The 16,689-nt window shown below is 73.0% G+C and carries 14 protein-coding genes; 1 reads left to right on the top strand and 13 read right to left on the bottom strand.

Going from position 1 to position 16,689, the window contains the following annotated elements; genetic code table 11:
- Positions 1-57: 57 nt before the first annotated feature.
- A complete protein-coding gene (gene fmt, locus ACF1ED_RS18515; RefSeq protein WP_391761639.1) occupies positions 58-990 on the bottom strand; it encodes a methionyl-tRNA formyltransferase in 933 nt (310 codons plus the stop codon).
- Between the two features lie 226 nt (positions 991-1,216).
- On the opposite strand from fmt, the gene ACF1ED_RS18510 reads away from it, so the two are divergent.
- Positions 1,217-1,735, top strand: a complete 519-nt coding sequence (locus ACF1ED_RS18510) for a hypothetical protein (protein WP_391761637.1) — start codon at positions 1,217-1,219, stop codon at positions 1,733-1,735.
- An 83-nt stretch (positions 1,736-1,818) separates the two neighbouring features.
- On the opposite strand, the gene ACF1ED_RS18505 is transcribed toward ACF1ED_RS18510, so the two are convergent.
- The 12 genes from ACF1ED_RS18505 to ACF1ED_RS18450 all read right to left on the bottom strand — a co-directional run bounded on the left by ACF1ED_RS18505 (position 1,819) and on the right by ACF1ED_RS18450 (position 16,687).
- Positions 1,819-3,948: a primosomal protein N' gene (locus ACF1ED_RS18505; RefSeq protein WP_391761635.1), complete on the bottom strand. Its 2,130-nt coding sequence runs from the start codon at positions 3,946-3,948 to the stop codon at positions 1,819-1,821.
- A 95-nt stretch (positions 3,949-4,043) separates the two neighbouring features.
- Positions 4,044-5,252 carry a methionine adenosyltransferase gene (metK, locus tag ACF1ED_RS18500; RefSeq protein WP_382838968.1) on the bottom strand — a complete coding sequence of 403 codons (1,209 nt, stop codon included), beginning with the start codon at positions 5,250-5,252 and terminating at the stop codon, positions 4,044-4,046.
- Between the two features lie 239 nt (positions 5,253-5,491).
- Positions 5,492-6,706 (bottom strand): bifunctional phosphopantothenoylcysteine decarboxylase/phosphopantothenate--cysteine ligase CoaBC, encoded by a 1,215-nt coding sequence (gene coaBC / locus ACF1ED_RS18495; protein WP_391761633.1) that lies wholly within the window; start codon positions 6,704-6,706, stop codon positions 5,492-5,494.
- 106 nt (positions 6,707-6,812) lie between these two features.
- On the bottom strand, positions 6,813-7,085 hold the full coding sequence (gene rpoZ, locus ACF1ED_RS18490) for a DNA-directed RNA polymerase subunit omega (protein ID WP_030493615.1): 273 nt from the start codon (positions 7,083-7,085) through the stop codon (positions 6,813-6,815).
- 28 nt (positions 7,086-7,113) lie between these two features.
- Positions 7,114-7,677: a guanylate kinase gene (gmk, locus tag ACF1ED_RS18485; protein WP_043228100.1), complete on the bottom strand. Its 564-nt coding sequence runs from the start codon at positions 7,675-7,677 to the stop codon at positions 7,114-7,116.
- 85 nt (positions 7,678-7,762) lie between these two features.
- Positions 7,763-8,086, bottom strand: coding sequence for an integration host factor (locus ACF1ED_RS18480; protein WP_030493613.1), 324 nt, complete (start codon positions 8,084-8,086; stop codon positions 7,763-7,765).
- A 307-nt stretch (positions 8,087-8,393) separates the two neighbouring features.
- Positions 8,394-9,230 carry an orotidine-5'-phosphate decarboxylase gene (gene pyrF, locus ACF1ED_RS18475; protein ID WP_391761631.1) on the bottom strand — a complete coding sequence of 279 codons (837 nt, stop codon included), beginning with the start codon at positions 9,228-9,230 and terminating at the stop codon, positions 8,394-8,396.
- Positions 9,227-10,339, bottom strand: coding sequence for a quinone-dependent dihydroorotate dehydrogenase (locus tag ACF1ED_RS18470; protein ID WP_391761629.1), 1,113 nt, complete (start codon positions 10,337-10,339; stop codon positions 9,227-9,229). The genes pyrF and ACF1ED_RS18470 overlap by 4 nt, the downstream gene beginning before the upstream one ends.
- A 55-nt stretch (positions 10,340-10,394) precedes the next feature.
- Complete coding sequence (carB, locus tag ACF1ED_RS18465; RefSeq protein ID WP_391761627.1) at positions 10,395-13,703, bottom strand: carbamoyl-phosphate synthase large subunit; 3,309 nt, start codon at positions 13,701-13,703, stop codon at positions 10,395-10,397.
- Positions 13,696-14,835: a glutamine-hydrolyzing carbamoyl-phosphate synthase small subunit gene (gene carA / locus ACF1ED_RS18460; protein WP_391761625.1), complete on the bottom strand. Its 1,140-nt coding sequence runs from the start codon at positions 14,833-14,835 to the stop codon at positions 13,696-13,698. Before carA ends, carB begins: the two co-directional genes overlap by 8 nt.
- Positions 14,832-15,404: a hypothetical protein gene (locus tag ACF1ED_RS18455; protein ID WP_351844248.1), complete on the bottom strand. Its 573-nt coding sequence runs from the start codon at positions 15,402-15,404 to the stop codon at positions 14,832-14,834. The genes carA and ACF1ED_RS18455 overlap by 4 nt, the downstream gene beginning before the upstream one ends.
- On the bottom strand, positions 15,401-16,687 hold the full coding sequence (locus ACF1ED_RS18450; RefSeq protein ID WP_391761623.1) for a dihydroorotase: 1,287 nt from the start codon (positions 16,685-16,687) through the stop codon (positions 15,401-15,403). Before ACF1ED_RS18450 ends, ACF1ED_RS18455 begins: the two co-directional genes overlap by 4 nt.
- Between the last annotated feature and the right edge of the window lie 2 nt (positions 16,688-16,689).

The raw sequence follows: 16,689 nt of genomic DNA, 5'->3' as shown, positions 1-16,689 counted from the left end.
CGGCCCGGGCCTCCCCGCCCACCGGGCGGGACACGGGCCGGTGCCCGCCCCGGGGCGTCAGGCGCCCAGGCGCTCCCCGGGGGCGATGCGGACGCCGCGGGCCCAGTCGGCGGCCTTCATGGGCTTCTTGCCCTGGGGCTGGACCCAGAGGAGCTCGACGGCGTACGAGCCGGTGCCCGCGTAGACGTTGTTCTTGCCGGCCGCCAGCTCGCCGGGGGCGAGGTCGGTGCGGTCGGGGACGGGCGCCGCGTGGACGAGCTTGAGGCGCTCGCCGCGGAAGAGGGTCCAGGCGCCGGGGGCGGGGGTGCAGCCGCGGACGACGCGGTCGACCCGGAGGGCCGGGGCGGCGAAGTCGACGTGGGCGTCCTCGACCTCGATCTTCGGGGCCAGGGTGATGCCGTCGGCGGGCTGCGGGACGGCCTTGAGGGTGCCGTCCTCGATGCCGTCCATGGTGGCCGCGAGCAGCCCGGCGCCGGCGAAGGCGAGCCTGGTGAGGAGGTCGCCGCTGGTGTCGGTGGGGCGGATCCCCTCGGTGATCACGCCGTAGACCGGGCCGGAGTCGAGGCCCTTCTCGATCTGGAAGGTGCTGGCGCCGGTCACCTCGTCGCCCGCCATCACCGCGTGCTGCACGGGCGCCGCGCCGCGCCAGGCCGGGAGGAGGGAGAAGTGCAGGTTGACCCAGCCGTGCGCCGGGATGTCGAGTGCCTTCTGCGGCAGCAACGCGCCGTAGGCGACGACCGGGCAGCAGTCCGGGGCGATCTCGCGGAGCCGGGCCAGGAAGTCCTCGTCGCGCGGGTGGGCGGGCCGCAGGATCTCGATGCCCTCCTCCTCGGCGCGCTGGGCGACCGGACTGGCGACCATGCGCCGGCCCCGGCCCGCGGGCGCGTCCGGGCGGGTGACGACGGCGGCGACCTCGTGGCGGCCGGAGGCCAGCAGGGCGTCCAGGGCGGGGACGGCGACCTCGGGGGTGCCTGCGAAGACGAGCTTCATGGGTGGCGACTGCCTGTCTGTCCGGGGGCGTTGCGGGCGACGCACCAGTCTAGGCGGGAGTGACACAGGGGGCGTACGCGGCGGCGAGCGCCCCGCGCATATGCGTGTACGCCCCCGCAGCGTGACCCAACTCCCGGTGGCGCGTTGGTCAAGAGAGATTGACCGAATCGGGCCGCCGTCCCCACCCGCGGCCCGCCCTATCATCGCCGGTTCGAGAGGCTCTTCCATGGCCGACCACGCAACCCACGACGCCCAAGCCCGGGCGAGTCTGCACCTGTTGGTGCGGGACATCGAGCGGGTCCGGCGGCAGGTGGACGCACTGCGCACGCTCACGGCCCAGCTGGGCAATGTCTACCGCCCCCGCCGCTCCGGCCCGTCGACGGGCTTCGTCGTCTACGGCCGCGCGCCCGCCCCCACCGTACGGCTCGCCCAGGAGCTCCGCGACAGCGTCGAGACCCTGGTGACCGCCGCCGTCGAGTTCGACCGCTCCCTCGGCTTCTCCTGGGACGCGGTCGGTTCCGCCCTCGGCGTCACCAAGCAGGCCGTCCACCGCCGCTACGGCGCCCGCAGGGCGCCCCAGCAGCCCTCGGTGGAGCCGGAGCCGCACGGCGCCGAGCCGGGCGCGCCCCGTCCCGTCCCGTCGGTGCCGGCCGCCCGCTCCATGCCGCCCCAGCCCACCTCGGGCAGCGCCACCCTCCGCGAGGAGCCCCGCTCCCCCGCCTTCCCCAGCTCGCGCAACGGCTGACGGCGCGGAGCCGACGACCGGCCGCCACCCCCTGACCGACGGGGCGGCGGCCGTCGTCGTGTCCGGGCCCGGCCGGGGAGGGATCAGCCGATGTCCGGCGGGTCCACCCTGATCCGGACCGGTTCCCCGGCGCCGCGGGCCTGGCGGCTCGCGCGGGCGTGCTTGAGGGCCTGCGCGAGGGCCGCCCCGCTGCCGGGCGGGACCCGCACCAGGGCGCGCTCCCACTCCTCCCCGGGCGGCGGGTCGCCGGGCCGGCGGGCGGCCCCGGGGCGGACCACCGGGAGCGGCACCGGGCCGAGGACCTCCGCGTCCATGGGCAGCGCGGCGCCCGCGAGGAAGGTCCCCACCGCCTCGGGCGGCCCGCTCACCGCGGCCATCCGGGAGACCGGCGGGAAGCCCAGCTCGGCCCGCTCGGCCAGCTCCCGCTGGGCGTGCCCGACCGGATCCCAGCGGACGAGGGCCTGCACGGGCCGCAGCGTCGGCTCGGCGACCACCACGACCGTGCCGCCCTCGGCCTGGCCCCGGACCAGCGAGGCCGCGTCCATCCAGCGGCGCAGCGCCTCCTCGCCCGCCCGCAGGTCGGGGCGGCCGAGCAGGGCCCAGCCGTCGAGCAGCAGCGCCGCCGCGTAGCCGCCGTCGGCGACCGGTTCGGCGCCGGGGGTGGAGACGACGAGGGCGGGGCGGTCCGGGACCCGGTCCAGGACGTGGTCGCGGCCGGAGGTCCGTACCGGCACGGCGGGGAAGGCCCGGCCCAGCTCCTCGGCGGTCCGGCGGGCGCCGACCACCTGGGCGCGCAGCCGGGTGGAACCGCACGCCTCGCAGTGCCAGGCGGGGGCCTCGCGCCCGCACCAGCCGCAGTGCAGCTCCCGCTGGTCGGGGGCCTCCAGCGGCCCGGCGCAGTGCCGGCAGCGGGCGGGCGTCCGGCACTGCTGGCAGGCGAGCCGGGGCACGTACCCGCGCCGGGGCACCTGGATCAGGACCGGGCCGGTGCGCAGCCCGTCCCGGAGGGTCTCCCAGGCGAGCGAGGGCAGCCGCGCGGCCCGTGCGGCCCCGTCCCGGGCGAGGAGGTCGTCGCCGACGGTGCGGACCAGGGGCGCCGCCCCGCGGACCTGCTCGCGACTGGCGGCGAGCGGCCGGGCCCAGCCGGACTCGACGAGCTGCGCGGCCTCCACGGTGCAGCCGGTGGCGCCGAGGAGGAAGGCGCACCGGTCGTGGGCGGCGCGCAGCAGGAGCACCTCGCGGGCGTGCGGCTGGGGAGCGTGCGGGTCGCTGTGGCTGCCGTCGCCGTCGTCCCAGATGACGGCCAGGCCCAGGTCCCTGACGGGCGCGAACATCGCGGCGCGGGTGCCGACGACGGCCCGGACGGAGCCGCGCCGGACGGCGAGCCACTGCCCGTACCTCTTCTCGGGCCCGGCCTCGGCGGTGAGCACCGCGTGCCGTCCCTCGCCCAGCACGGCGGTCAGCGCCGCGTCGACCCGCCCGACGGCCCGTCCGTCGGGGACGACGACGAGCGCGCCGCGCCCGGAGGCGAGGGCGGCGGCGACGGCGCGGGCGATCTCCTCGGCCCAGTGCGGCCCCGGCAGTGCCGTCCACACCGCCCGGGGCGACCCGCCGCGCGCCAGCGACTCCAGGAAGGCGGGTCCCCGCTCGTACCGGCTCCAGGTGCCGGGACCGGGCGGTGGGGGCGGCGGCAGCGGCGCGGGCGAGGTCCGGCGCTCGGCGGCGGCGCTGCGCGGCGGCACGGCGAGCTGGAGCACGTCGGCGAGGCTGCCCGCGTACCGGTCGGCGACGGCCCGGGCCAGGGCCAGCAGCTCGGGTCCGAGCACCGGCTCGGGCGAGACGACGTCGGCGAGGGCGGCCAGCGGCCCGGAGTAGTCGGAGGAGGCGCGCCGCTCCACGAGGAAGCCGTCGATGAGCCGGCCGCCCTCCCGGCGCCCGCCCCGCACCTGCCCGGACCCGGCGCCGAAGCGGACCCGCACCCGCACTCCGGGCCGGGCGGCGGCGTCGAGCTCCTCGGGCACCGCGTAGTCGAAGAACTGGTCGAGGTGGAGCGCGCCCTTGTTCACCACCACCCGGGCCACGGGCAGCTCCTCGGCGAGCGCCGCGCCCCGCCAGGTCCGCGGCTTGGCCTTCGGCACCTTCGCCCTGCGCACCGTCTCCCGGATGAGCGCGAGCTGCTCGGGCCCCTCCGGATTCTCCTTCTCGCTGCTCACAGCCCCATACCTACCAGACCGTTCGGACAACGGGGGAGCGCCGAAGCCCGGCGCCCCTGGTGGGGTGCCGGGCTTCGGCGGTGCTCCGGTGCGCCTTACAGGCCGGCGGCCTTCTTGAGGGCGTCGACGCGGTCGGTGCGCTCCCAGGTGAAGTCCGGCAGCTCGCGGCCGAAGTGGCCGTAGGCGGCGGTCTGGGAGTAGATCGGGCGGAGCAGGTCGAGGTCGCGGATGATCGCGGCCGGGCGGAGGTCGAAGACCTCGCCGATGGCGTTCTCGATCTTCTCGGTCTCGACGGCGTTGGTGCCGAAGGTCTCGACGAAGAGGCCGACGGGCTCGGCCTTGCCGATCGCGTACGCGACCTGGACCTCGCAGCGGGAGGCGAGGCCCGCGGCGACCACGTTCTTGGCGACCCAGCGCATGGCGTAGGCGGCCGAGCGGTCGACCTTGGACGGGTCCTTGCCGGAGAAGGCGCCGCCGCCGTGGCGGGCCATGCCGCCGTACGTGTCGATGATGATCTTGCGGCCGGTGAGGCCGGCGTCGCCCATCGGGCCGCCGATCTCGAAGCGCCCGGTCGGGTTCACCAGGAGGCGGTAGCCGTCGGTGTCGAGCTTGATGCCGTCCTCGACGAGCTCCTTGAGGACGTGCTCGACGACGAACTCGCGGATGTCGGGCGCGAGCAGCGAGTCGAGGTCGATGTCCGAGGCGTGCTGCGAGGAGACGACGACCGTGTCGAGGCGGACGGCCTTGTCGCCGTCGTACTCGATGGTGACCTGGGTCTTGCCGTCGGGGCGCAGGTACGGGATGGTCCCGTTCTTGCGGACCTCGGTGAGGCGGCGGGAGAGCCGGTGCGCCAGGTGGATCGGCAGCGGCATCAGCTCGGGGGTCTCGTCCGACGCGTAGCCGAACATCAGGCCCTGGTCGCCGGCGCCCTGCTTGTCGAGCTCGTCCTCGTCGCCCTCGACCCGCTTCTCGTACGCGGTGTCCACGCCCTGGGCGATGTCCGGGGACTGCGACCCGATGGACACCGACACGCCGCAGGAGGCGCCGTCGAAGCCCTTCTTCGAGGAGTCGTAGCCGATCTCGAGGATCTTGTTCCGGACGAGGGTCGGGATGTCCGCCCACGCCTTGGTGGTCACCTCACCGGCGACGTGCACGAGACCGGTGGTGATCAGCGTCTCGACGGCGACGCGCGAGGTGGGGTCCTCGCGCAGCAGCGCGTCGAGGATGGTGTCGCTGATCTGGTCAGCGATCTTGTCGGGGTGTCCCTCGGTGACGGACTCCGAGGTGAACAGACGACGGGACACAACGCTCCCTGGGGTTGCAGCGGCTGCTGGCTATCTCTTCGCGGACCGGCAGGGGGCTGCGCCCCGCGACGTTCCACGGACAGTCTATCGGGCCAGGTCGGACCTTGGACCAGGTGTCTCGCCTGACGAATGCCCGCACTGGGGTCGGACCGCCCCGGGCAAGGGGTGGGAAGGGGCGGCGACGGGACGCGGATCACCCGCGCCCCGGCGTTTCGCGCGCCCCGCTCCCCGGCTCCGGCTCAGACGGAGCGCTCCCGCAGGCGGGGCAGGACCAGGTCCCACACGGTCTCGGCGAGGGCTTCCTTCGGACCGTACGGGACCGGGGTCTCGGTGCCGTCGGCGGCGAGGACCACGGCCTCGTTCTCCTCCGAGCCGAAGGTCTTGCGCTCGCCGACCTCGTTGACGACGAGGAGGTCGCAGCCCTTGCGGGCGAGCTTGGCGCGTCCGTTGGCGAGCACGTCGTCGGTCTCGGCGGCGAAGCCCACGACGACCTGGCCGGGCAGGGCCCGGTCGGCGGAGAGCTCGGCGAGGACGTCGGGGTTGCGGACCAGCTCGATGGTCGGGGCGCCCCCGTCGTCCGTCTTCTTGATCTTGCCGGTGGCGTAGGAGGCCGGGCGGAAGTCGGCGACGGCGGCGGCCATGACGACCGCGTCTGCGTCGGCGGCGGCCTTGAGGACGGCCTCGCGGAGCTGGACGGCGGTGCCGGTGTGCACGACGTCGACGCCGGCCGGGTCGGGCAGGCCGGTGTTGGCCTCGACGAGGGTGACCCGGGCGCCCCGGGCGGCGGCGGCCCTGGCCAGCGCGTAGCCCTGCTTGCCGGAGGAGCGGTTGCCCAGGTAGCGGACCGGGTCGAGTGGCTCGCGGGTGCCGCCGGCGCTGACCACGACGTGCCGGCCGGCGAGGTCGGGGGCGGTGACGCCGCGGGCGAGGATCCTGCGGCAGACCTCGAAGATCTCGCCGGGGTCGGGGAGCCGGCCCTTGCCGGTGTCGACGCCGGTGAGGCGGCCGACGGCGGGCTCGATGACGACGGCGCCGCGGCGGCGGAGCGTGGCCACGTTCTCCTGGGTGGCCGGGTGCTCCCACATCTCGGTGTGCATGGCGGGGGCGAAGACGACCGGACAGCGCGCGGTGAGCAGCGTGTTGGTGAGGAGGTCGTCGGCGAGGCCGTGGGCGGCCTTGGCGAGCAGGTCGGCGGTGGCGGGGGCGACGACGACGAGGTCGGCGCCCTGGCCGATGCGGACGTGCGGCACCTCGTGGACGGTCTCCCAGACCTCGGTGGAGACGGGGTTGCCGGAGAGCGCGGACCAGGTGGCGGCGCCGACGAAGTGGAGCGCGGAGTCGGTGGGGACGACGCGGACGTCGTGACCCGACTCGGTGAGCCGGCGCAGCAGCTCGCACGCCTTGTAGGCGGCGATGCCGCCGCTCACGCCCAGAACGACCTTCGGCTTGGTCACGGCTGCCTCTCCCCACGCGGTACGCGCTCTCGGATGACGGACGACTCCATGAGACACCACAGGCCCGGCGGAAGGACCGCCGGGCCTGTGGTGACGAACGCAACGCTTACTGAACGGGGCCCTCGACGGCCTCGGAGGTCAGCAGACCCGCGTTGATCTCGCGCAGGGCGATCGAGAGCGGCTTCTCGTGGACGTGGGTGTCGACGAGGGGACCGACGTACTCCAGCAGGCCCTCACCGAGCTGCGAGTAGTACGCGTTGATCTGACGCGCGCGCTTGGCCGCGTAGATCACGAGGCTGTACTTCGAGTCAGTGGCCTCGAGCAGCTCGTCGATCGGCGGGTTGATGATGCCCTCGGGCGCGGTGATGGAAGAGGACACGCTCTACCTTCCGAAGATGGATAAAAGATCAGACTACGTGCATCAACGTTAGCAGCTCACGCGCGACGTCCTCGACGGAGGTGTTGACGAGCGTGGTGTCGAACTCCGACTCGGCGGCGAGCTCGATCTTGGCCGCCTCCAGGCGGCGCTCGATGACCTCCGGCGACTCGGTGCCGCGGCCGGTGAGCCGGCGGACCAGCTCCTCCCAGCTCGGCGGGGCCAGGAAGACCAGCCGGGAGTCGGCCATGGACTCCTTCACCTGGCGCGCGCCCTGGAGCTCGATCTCCAGGAGCACGGGCTCGCCCTTCTCCAGGCGGTCGACGACCGCGCTGCGGGGGGTGCCGTAGCGGTTGCCCGCGAACTCGGCCCATTCGAGGAGCTCACCGTTGGCGATCAGCTTGTCGAACTCGTCGTCCGAGACGAAGAAGTACTGGACGCCGTGCTTCTCGCCGGGGCGGGGCTTTCGTGTCGTGGCCGACACCGAGAGCCAGACCTCGGGGTGGACCTTGCGCATATGAGCGACGACCGTGCTCTTGCCGACCCCTGAGGGGCCGGAGAGCACGGTCAGCCGCGGACGTACCTCTGCTGCCATGCAGCGATTATTCCAGTATCGCCGGGGTGCCCGGGACGCATGTCCCGGATCGGGCACCGGGCCGGACGACGGACCGGGCGCCGGATCAGGCGCCGGCGCCGCCGAACTCGCGCTCCAGGGAGGCGATCTGGTTGGAGCCGAGGCCTCGGACCCGGCGGCTCTCGGAGATGCCGAGCCGCTCCATGATCTGCTTGGCGCGGACCTTGCCGACGCCGGGAAGGGACTCAAGGAGGGCGGAGACCTTCATCTTGCCGATGACGTCGTTCTCCTGGCCCTGCTTGATGACCTCGTGGAGCGAGGCGCCGGAGTGCTTGAGTCGATTCTTGACCTCGGCCCGCTCCCGGCGAGCCGCGGCGGCCTTTTCGAGCGCGGCTGCGCGCTGTTCAGGGGTAAGGGGCGGAAGAGCCACGCCTACGTCACCTCGGATGTCGATCTGTCGGATACGGACCGGTGGGGACCTGGTCGACCCACACCAGTGGAGCAACGCCCGACGACGTGACCGTCGGACGTCGGCTCTGCCCCGGAGACTAGCGGCCATGGCCGCTCCAGTCAGCGAGAACAGCGGAAAAGTCCTGGTCAGCCTCTGCCGACCAGGACTTTTCCGGCATAACGACCCGGTTTTCTGCCAAGATTTCGTCAAGTGGCCCGACGACGGGCGGCCCGGCGCCGCCGTCCGCTCCCACCTGCGGGGATGCCGGGACGGCGGCGGACGCCGGTCAGCCGGCGACGGCGGCCCGGATCTCGTCCGCGTAGCGCGTCGCCGCGTCCCGCAGGGCGGACGCGTCCGGTCCGGCGCGCAGGACGCCCCGGCTCACGTTCGGGACCACGTTGCGGACCGCGTCCCCGAAGACGACCGGAAGGTCGGCCGGGGTCGCGCCCTGGGCGCCGATGCCCGGGGCGAGCAGCGGGCCGTTGATGTCGAGGTCGAAGGAGGAGAGGTCGCCGAGGGTGGCGCCGACGACCGCGCCGAAGGAGCCCATGGGCGTCTCCCCCGCGTTCTCCTCGGCGAGGTGGGCGAGCATGGTCGCGCCGACCGTCCGGCCGTCCTCTCGGACGGCGCGCTGGACCTCGGCGCCCTCCGGGTTGGAGGTCAGCGCGAGGACGAAGAGGCCGGCGCCGGACTCCCGTGCCAGGTCGACGGCCGGCTTCAGGGAGCCGTAGCCGAGGTACGGGGAGACCGTGAGGGCGTCGGAGAAGAGCGGGGAGTCCTTGCGCAGGAAGGTCTCCGCGTAGGCGGCCATGGTGGAGCCGATGTCGCCGCGCTTGGCGTCCATGACGACCAGGCCGCCGGCCTCCCGCAGCTGGGCGGTGGCGCGCTCCAGGACGGCGATGCCGCGCGAGCCGAAGCGCTCGAAGAAGGCGGCCTGCGGCTTGAAGACGGCGACGGTCTCGGCCAGCGCCTCGACCACGGTGTACGTGAAGCGCTCCAGGCCCGCGACGTCGTCGCCGAGGCCCCAGGAGTCCAGCAGGGAGGCGTGCGGGTCGACGCCGACGCAGAGCGGGCCGCGCTCGTCCATCGCGGAGCGCAGGCGGGTGCCGAAGGAGAGGGTCATCGGGCGGTGGCCTTTCGGTGGTCGGCGCCGACGGCCTCGGCGAGGGTGGCGTACGGGGAGGCCGCGAGGCGCGCGGCGAGGCCCTTGTGGATCGCGCGGGCGTAGAACGGCCCCTCGTAGATGAAGGCGCTGTAGCCCTGGACCAGGGTGGCGCCGGCCAGGATCCGCTGCCAGGCGTCCTCGGCGTTCTCGATGCCTCCGACGCCCACCAGGACGATCCGGTCGCCCACGCGCGCGTACAGGCGGCGCAGGACCTCCAGGGAGCGCTCCTTGAGCGGGGCGCCGGAGAGGCCGCCGGTCTCCTGGACGAGGGCCGGGGCGGAGCCCAGGCCGAGGCCCTCGCGGGCGATGGTGGTGTTGGTGGCGATGATGCCGTCCAGGCCGAGCTCGACGGCGAGGTCGGCGACGGCGTCCACGTCCTCGTCGGCGAGGTCGGGGGCGATCTTCACCAGGAGCGGGACGCGGCGGTCGGTGACCGTGCGGTCGGCGGCCTCGCGGACGGCGGTGAGCAGCGGGCGCAGCGACTCGGTGGCCTGGAGGTTGCGCAGGCCGGGGGTGTTCGGCGAGGAGACGTTGACGACGAGGTAGTCGGCGTGGGCGGCGAGGCGCTCGGTGGACTTCACGTAGTCGGCGGCCGCGTCGGCCTCCTCGACGACCTTGGTCTTGCCGATGTTGACGCCGACGACGGTCCGGAAGACCGGTACGCGCGCGTGGAGGCGGGCGGCGACGGCGGCGGAGCCCTCGTTGTTGAAGCCCATGCGGTTGATCAGCGCCCGGTCGGGGACGAGGCGGAAGAGCCGCTTCTTGGGGTTGCCGGGCTGTGCCTCGCCGGTGACCGTGCCGATCTCGACGTGGTCGAAGCCGAGCATGGCCATGCCGTCGATGGCGACGGCGTTCTTGTCGAAGCCGGCGGCGAGGCCGAAGGGGCCGTGCATGCGGAGGCCCAGGGCCTCGGTGCGCAGCTCCTCGTACCGGGGCGCGAGGACGGCCGCGACGAAGGTGCGCAGGACCGGGACGCGGGCCGCGAGCCGGATCCAGCGGAAGGCCAGGTGGTGGGCCTTCTCCGGGTCCATGCGCTTGAAGACGAGCTGGAAGAAGAGCTTGTACATGGTGGTGTCCTCATGAAGAGGGGGACACCGTTTCCGGTGTCCCCCTCGGTGGCTGCTAGTCGCGGGCCGCGGTCAGGTGTTCGGCGTGTTCCTGGAGGGAACGGACGCCGACGTCGCCGTGGTTGAGGGCGTCGATGCCCTGGACGGCCGCGGCGAGCGCCTGCACCGTGGTGAGGCACGGGACGCCGCGGGACACCGCCGCCGTACGGATCTCGTAGCCGTCGAGGCGGCCGCCGGTGCCGTACGGGGTGTTGACGATCAGGTCGACCTGGCCGTCGTGGATCAGCTGGACGACCGTCTTCTCGCCGTTCGGGCCCTCGCCCTCGCTGAGCTTGCGCACGACGGTGGCGTTGATGCCGTTGCGCTTGAGGACCTCGGCGGTGCCGGAGGTGGCGAGCAGCTCGAAGCCGTGGGCGACCAGCTCGCGCGCCGGGAAGATCATCGAGCGCTTGTCGCGGTTGGCGACCGAGATGAAGGCGCGGCCCTTGGTGGGCAGCGGGCCGTAGGCGCCGGCCTGCGACTTGGCGTAGGCCGTGCCGAAGACGGCGTCGATGCCCATGACCTCGCCGGTGGAGCGCATCTCCGGGCCGAGGACGGTGTCCACGCCGCGGCCGTGCACGTCGCGGAAGCGCGACCACGGCATCACGGCCTCCTTGACGGAGATCGGCGCGTCGAGCGGCAGGGTGCCGCCGTCGCCGTTCTTCGGCAGCAGGCCCTCGGCGCGCAGCTCGGCGATGGTCGCGCCCAGCGAGATGCGGGCGGCGGCCTTGGCGAGCGGGACGGCGGTGGCCTTGGAGGTGAAGGGCACGGTCCGGGAGGCGCGCGGGTTGGCCTCCAGGACGTAGAGGATGTCGCCGGCCATGGCGAACTGGATGTTGATCAGGCCGCGGACGCCGACGCCCTTGGCGATGGCCTCGGTGGAGGCGCGCAGCCGCTTGATGTCGAAGCCGCCCAGGGTGATCGGGGGCAGGGCGCAGGCCGAGTCGCCGGAGTGGATGCCGGCCTCCTCGATGTGCTCCATGACGCCGCCGAGGTAGAGCTCCTCACCGTCGTAGAGGGCGTCGACGTCGATCTCGATGGCGTCGTCGAGGAAGCGGTCGACCAGGACCGGCCGGGTGGGGCTGATCTCGGTGGACTCGGCGATGTACGCCTCCAGGCGCGCCTCGTCGTAGACGATCTCCATGCCGCGGCCGCCGAGCACGTACGAGGGGCGGACCAGGACCGGGTAGCCGATCTCGTCGGCGATCTTCTTGGCGCCGGCGAAGGTGGTGGCGGTGCCGTGCTTGGGGGCCGGCAGGCCGGCCTCCTCCAGGACGCGGCCGAAGGCGCCGCGGTCCTCGGCGGCGTGGATGGCCTCCGGGGAGGTGCCGACGACCGGCACGCCGTTGTCCTTGAGGGCCTGCGAGAGGCCGAGCGGGGTCTGGCCGCCGAGCTGGACGACCACGCCGGCGATCGGGCCCGCGAGGGACTCGGCGTGGACGATCTCCAGGACGTCCTCCAGGGTGAGCGGCTCGAAGTAGAGCCGGTCGGAGGTGTCGTAGTCGGTGGAGACGGTCTCGGGGTTGCAGTTGACCATCACGGTCTCGTAGCCGGCCTCGCTCAGGGCGAAGGAGGCGTGGACGCAGGAGTAGTCGAACTCGATGCCCTGGCCGATGCGGTTCGGGCCGGAGCCGAGGATGATCACGGCGGGCTTCTCGCGCGGCGCGACCTCGGACTCCTCGTCGTAGGAGGAGTAGAAGTACGGCGTCTTCGCGGCGAACTCGGCGGCGCAGGTGTCGACCGTCTTGTAGACCGGGCGGACGCCGAGGGCGTGCCGGACCTCGCGGACGACGTCCTCGCGCAGGCCGCGGATCTCGGCGATCTGGGCGTCGGAGAAGCCGTGGCGCTTGGCCTCGGCGAGGAGCTCGGGCTCCAGCTTCTCGGCGCCGGCCAGCTCGTCGGCGAGCTCCTTGATCAGGAAGAGCTGGTCGACGAACCAGGGGTCGATCTTCGTGGCGTCGAAGACCTCCTGGGGGGTGGCTCCGGCGCGGATCGCCTGCATGACGGTGTTGATGCGGCCGTCGGTCGGGCGGACCGCCTCGCGCAGCAGCTCGTCCTTGTCGCCGGGCTCGCCGGTGAAGGCGAACTGCGAGCCCTTCTTCTCCAGGGAGCGCAGGGCCTTCTGGAGGGCCTCGGGGAAGTTCCGGCCGATGGCCATGGCCTCGCCGACCGACTTCATGGTCGTGGTCAGCGTGGAGTCGGCCGAGGGGAACTTCTCGAAGGCGAAGCGCGGGGCCTTGACGACGACGTAGTCGAGCGTGGGCTCGAAGGACGCCGGGGTCTTCTCCGTGATGTCGTTCGGGATCTCGTCCAGCGTGTAGCCGACGGCGAGCCGGGCGGCGATCTTGGCGATCGGGAAGCCGGTCGCCTTGGAGGCGAGCGCCGAGGAGCGGGAGACGCGCGGGTTCATCTCGATGACGATGATCCGGCCGTCGACCGGGTCGATCGCGAACTGGATGTTGCAGCCGCCGGTGTCGACGCCGACCTCGCGGATGATCGCGATGCCGATGTCGCGCAGCCGCTGGTACTCGCGGTCGGTGAGCGTCATCGCCGGGGCCACGGTGATCGAGTCACCGGTGTGGACGCCCATCGGGTCGAAGTTCTCGATGGAGCAGACGACCACGACGTTGTCGTGCTTGTCGCGCATGAGCTCCAGCTCGTACTCCTTCCAGCCGAGGATGGACTCCTCCAGGAGCACCTCGGTGGTCGGGGAGAGCGTGAGGCCCTGGCCGGCGATGCGGCGCAGCTCCTCCTCGTCGTGGGCGAAGCCGGAGCCGGCGCCGCCCATGGTGAAGGAGGGGCGGACGACGACGGGGTAGCCGCCGAGCGTCTCGACGCCCTTGAGGACGTCGTCCATGGAGTGGCAGATGACGGAGCGGGCGGACTCGCCGTACCCGATCTTGGCCTTGACGGCCTCGACGACGCCCTTGAAGAGGTCGCGGTCCTCGCCCTTGTGGATGGCCTCGACGTTGGCGCCGATGAGCTCGACGCCGTACTTCTCCAGGACGCCCTGCTCGTGCATGGAGATCGCGGTGTTGAGCGCGGTCTGGCCGCCGAGGGTGGGCAGGAGGGCGTCGGGGCGCTCCTTGGCGATGATCTTCTCGACGAACTCGGGGGTGATCGGCTCGACGTAGGTGGCGTCGGCGATCTCCGGGTCGGTCATGATCGTGGCCGGGTTGGAGTTGACCAGGATGACCCGCAGGCCCTCGGCCTTGAGGACCCGGCAGGCCTGGGTGCCGGAGTAGTCGAACTCCGCGGCCTGGCCGATGACGATCGGGCCGGAGCCGATGACCAGGACGGACTGGATGTCGGTGCGCTTAGGCACGCTCGGCCTCCATGAGGGTCACGAAGCGGTCGAAGAGGTACGCGGCGTCGTGCGGGCCCGCGGCCGCCTCGGGGTGGTACTGGACGGAGAAGCCGGGCTGGTCGAGCAGCTGGAGGCCCTCCACCACGTTGTCGTTCAGGCAGACGTGGGAGACCTCGGCGCGGCCGAAGGGGGTCTCGGAGACCTTGTCGAGGGGCGCGTCGACGGCGAAGCCGTGGTTGTGCGCGGTGACCTCGACCTTGCCGGTGGTGCGGTCCTGGACGGGCTGGTTGATGCCCCGGTGGCCGTACTTCAGCTTGTAGGTGCCGAAGCCGAGGGAGCGGCCGAGGATCTGGTTGCCGAAGCAGATGCCGAAGAGCGGGGTCTTCCGCTCCAGGACGGCGGTCATGAGCGCGACCGGGCCGTCGGCGGTGGCCGGGTCGCCCGGGCCGTTGGAGAAGAAGACGCCGTCCGGGTTCACCGCGTACACGTCGTCGACGGTCGCGGTGGCGGGCAGCACGTGGACCTCGATGCCGCGTTCGGCCATCCGGTGCGGGGTCATGCCCTTGATGCCGAGGTCGATCGCGGCGACGGTGAACTTCTTCTCGCCGATCGCGGGGACGACGTACGGCTCCTTGGTGGCGACCTCCTCGTAGAGGCTGGCGCCCTTCATGTGCGGCTGGGCCTGCACGCGGGCGAGCAGCTCGGCCTCGGGGGCGAGGGCCTCGCCGGAGAAGACGCCGGCGCGCATGGAGCCGCGCTCGCGCAGGTGGCGGGTGAGGGCGCGGGTGTCGATGCCGGAGATGCCGACGACGCCCTGGGCGACCAGCTCGGCGTCGAGGCTGCGCGTGGCGCGCCAGTTCGACGGGATGCGGGCGGGGTCGCGGACCACGTAGCCGGAGACCCAGATGCGGCTCGACTCGTCGTCCTCGTCGTTCCAGCCGGTGTTGCCGATCTGGGGGGCGGTGGCGACGACGATCTGGCGGTCGTAGGAGGGGTCGGTCAGGGTCTCCTGGTAGCCGGTCATGCCGGTGGAGAACACGGCCTCGCCGAAGGTCTCCCCCACGGCCCCGTAGGCGCGGCCGCGGAAGGTGCGGCCGTCCTCCAGGACGAGTACGGCGGGAGCCTGGGCTCCCCTTGTGGAGGTCGTCATCGTGCGATGCCTTCCGTCGTGTTGATCATGGAGTTGAGGGTCTCGACCCAGGTCGTGTGCTCGGCCGCCCGGTCGGAGCGGAAGCCGGAGTCGAGGAGGGTGCCGCCGTGCTCCCAGGTGACGACCAGGAGCCCGCCCTCGGCGAGGACCTTGCCGGCGATGCCCTTGTCGAGACGGGCCTCGCGCAGGGCGGCGGCGGGGATCAGGAAGTCGTTCGCCCCGGGGCGGACGACCGAGATCCCGGTGTCGGTGAGCGTGAGCCCGGCACGGCTGCGGGTGCCGAGGCCGTGGGCGACGATCCGGTCGAGCCACTGACCGGCGGTGGTGGAGCCGTGGTAGCGGCCCTCCATCGTCAGCTTCGCCTCACCGGGCGCCTCCGGCACCTCGGGGAGGGCGGGGAGGTCCGACTGGAGGCTGCCGCGCCACTTCCAGCCCTGGCGCATCAGCCAGTAGACGAAGGCGACGAAGAGCAGGAGTCCGACGACCCAGCCGATGCGGCCGGCCCAGTCGGTCACCTCGGCCGATTTCTGCTCCGCGGCGAGGGCCGCGCTTGCGAGGGTGTGTGTCACGCCAACTTCCCGTCCATGACCGTTGCCCGGCCCCGCAGGAAGGTGTGGGTGACGCGACCCGGCAGCTCACGGCCCTCGTAGGGGGTGTTGCGGCTGCGGGAGGCGAAGTCCGCGGGGTCCACCGTCCCACGGTAAGCCGGATCGACCAGGACGAGGTTCGCGGGCTCACCAGCCGAGACGGGCCGTCCATGGCCGGTGGCGCGGCCGATGCGGGCCGGGGCGAAGGACATCCGGTCGGCGACGCCCGCCCAGTCGATCAGGCCGGTCTCCACCATCGTCTGCTGGACGACGGAGAGCGCGGTCTCCAGGCCGACCATGCCCATGGCGGCGGCGGCCCACTCGCAGTCCTTGTCCTCGTGCGGGTGCGGGGCGTGGTCGGTGGCGACGATGTCGATGGTGCCGTCGGCCAGGGCCTCGCGCAGGGCCAGCACGTCGCGCTCGGTGCGCAGCGGCGGGTTGACCTTGTAGACCGGGTCGTAGGTGCGGACCAGCTCGTCGGTGAGGAGGAGGTGGTGCGGGGTGACCTCGGCGGTGACGTCGATGCCGCGGGACTTGGCCCAGCGGACGATCTCGACGGAGCCGGCGGTGGAGAGGTGGCAGATGTGGACGCGGGAGCCGACGTGCTCGGCGAGCAGGACGTCGCGGGCGATGATCGACTCCTCGGCGACGGCCGGCCAGCCGCCGAGGCCGAGCTCGGCGGAGACGACGCCCTCGTTCATCTGGGCGCCCTCGGTGAGGCGGGGCTCCTGGGCGTGCTGGGCGACGACGCCGCCGAAGGCCTTCACGTACTCCAGGGCGCGGCGCATGATCACGGCGTCGTCGACGCACTTGCCGTCGTCGGAGAAGACGGTGACGCCTGCGGCGGAGTCGTGCATGGCGCCGAGCTCGGCGAGCTTCTTGCCCTCCAGGCCGACGGTGACGGCGCCGATGGGCTGCACGTCGCAGTAGCCGGCCTCCTTGCCGAGCCGGTAGACCTGCTCGACGACGCCGGCGGTGTCGGCGACGGGGTGGGTGTTGGCCATGGCGAAGACGGCCGTGTAGCCGCCGGAGGCGGCGGCGCGGGTGCCGGTGAGGACGGTCTCGGAGTCCTCGCGGCCCGGCTCGCGCAGGTGGGTGTGGAGGTCGACGAGGCCCGGGAGCAGGACCTGCCCGTCGGCCTCGATCACGGTGGCGCCCCCGGCGGTCAGGCCGGTGCCGACCTCGGCGATGGTCTCGCCGTCGATCAGGACGTCCTGCGGCTCGCCGCCCAGCACCTTCGCACCACGGATAAGGATCTTGCTCATCT

The sequence above is a fragment of the Streptomyces sp. NPDC014656 genome, assembly GCF_043084305.1.
GTDB lineage: Bacteria > Actinomycetota > Actinomycetes > Streptomycetales > Streptomycetaceae > Streptomyces.
This window is presented reverse-complemented; position numbering and strand designations above follow the sequence as displayed.

What these genes read in the sequence shown, in the direction of transcription:
- fmt (WP_391761639.1), bottom strand. Translation starts at nt 990, where the DNA reads ATGAAGCTCGTCTTCGCAGGCACCCCCGAGGTCGCCGTCCCCGCCCTG.
- ACF1ED_RS18510 (WP_391761637.1), top strand. Translation starts at nt 1,217, where the DNA reads ATGGCCGACCACGCAACCCACGACGCCCAAGCCCGGGCGAGTCTGCAC.
- gmk (WP_043228100.1), bottom strand. Translation starts at nt 7,677, where the DNA reads ATGGCAGCAGAGGTACGTCCGCGGCTGACCGTGCTCTCCGGCCCCTCA.
- pyrF (WP_391761631.1), bottom strand. Translation starts at nt 9,230, where the DNA reads ATGACCCTCTCCTTCGGCACCCGCCTGCGCTCCGCGATGGACGAGCGC.
- ACF1ED_RS18470 (WP_391761629.1), bottom strand. Translation starts at nt 10,339, where the DNA reads ATGTACAAGCTCTTCTTCCAGCTCGTCTTCAAGCGCATGGACCCGGAG.
- carA (WP_391761625.1), bottom strand. Translation starts at nt 14,835, where the DNA reads ATGACGACCTCCACAAGGGGAGCCCAGGCTCCCGCCGTACTCGTCCTG.
- ACF1ED_RS18450 (WP_391761623.1), bottom strand. Translation starts at nt 16,687, where the DNA reads ATGAGCAAGATCCTTATCCGTGGTGCGAAGGTGCTGGGCGGCGAGCCG.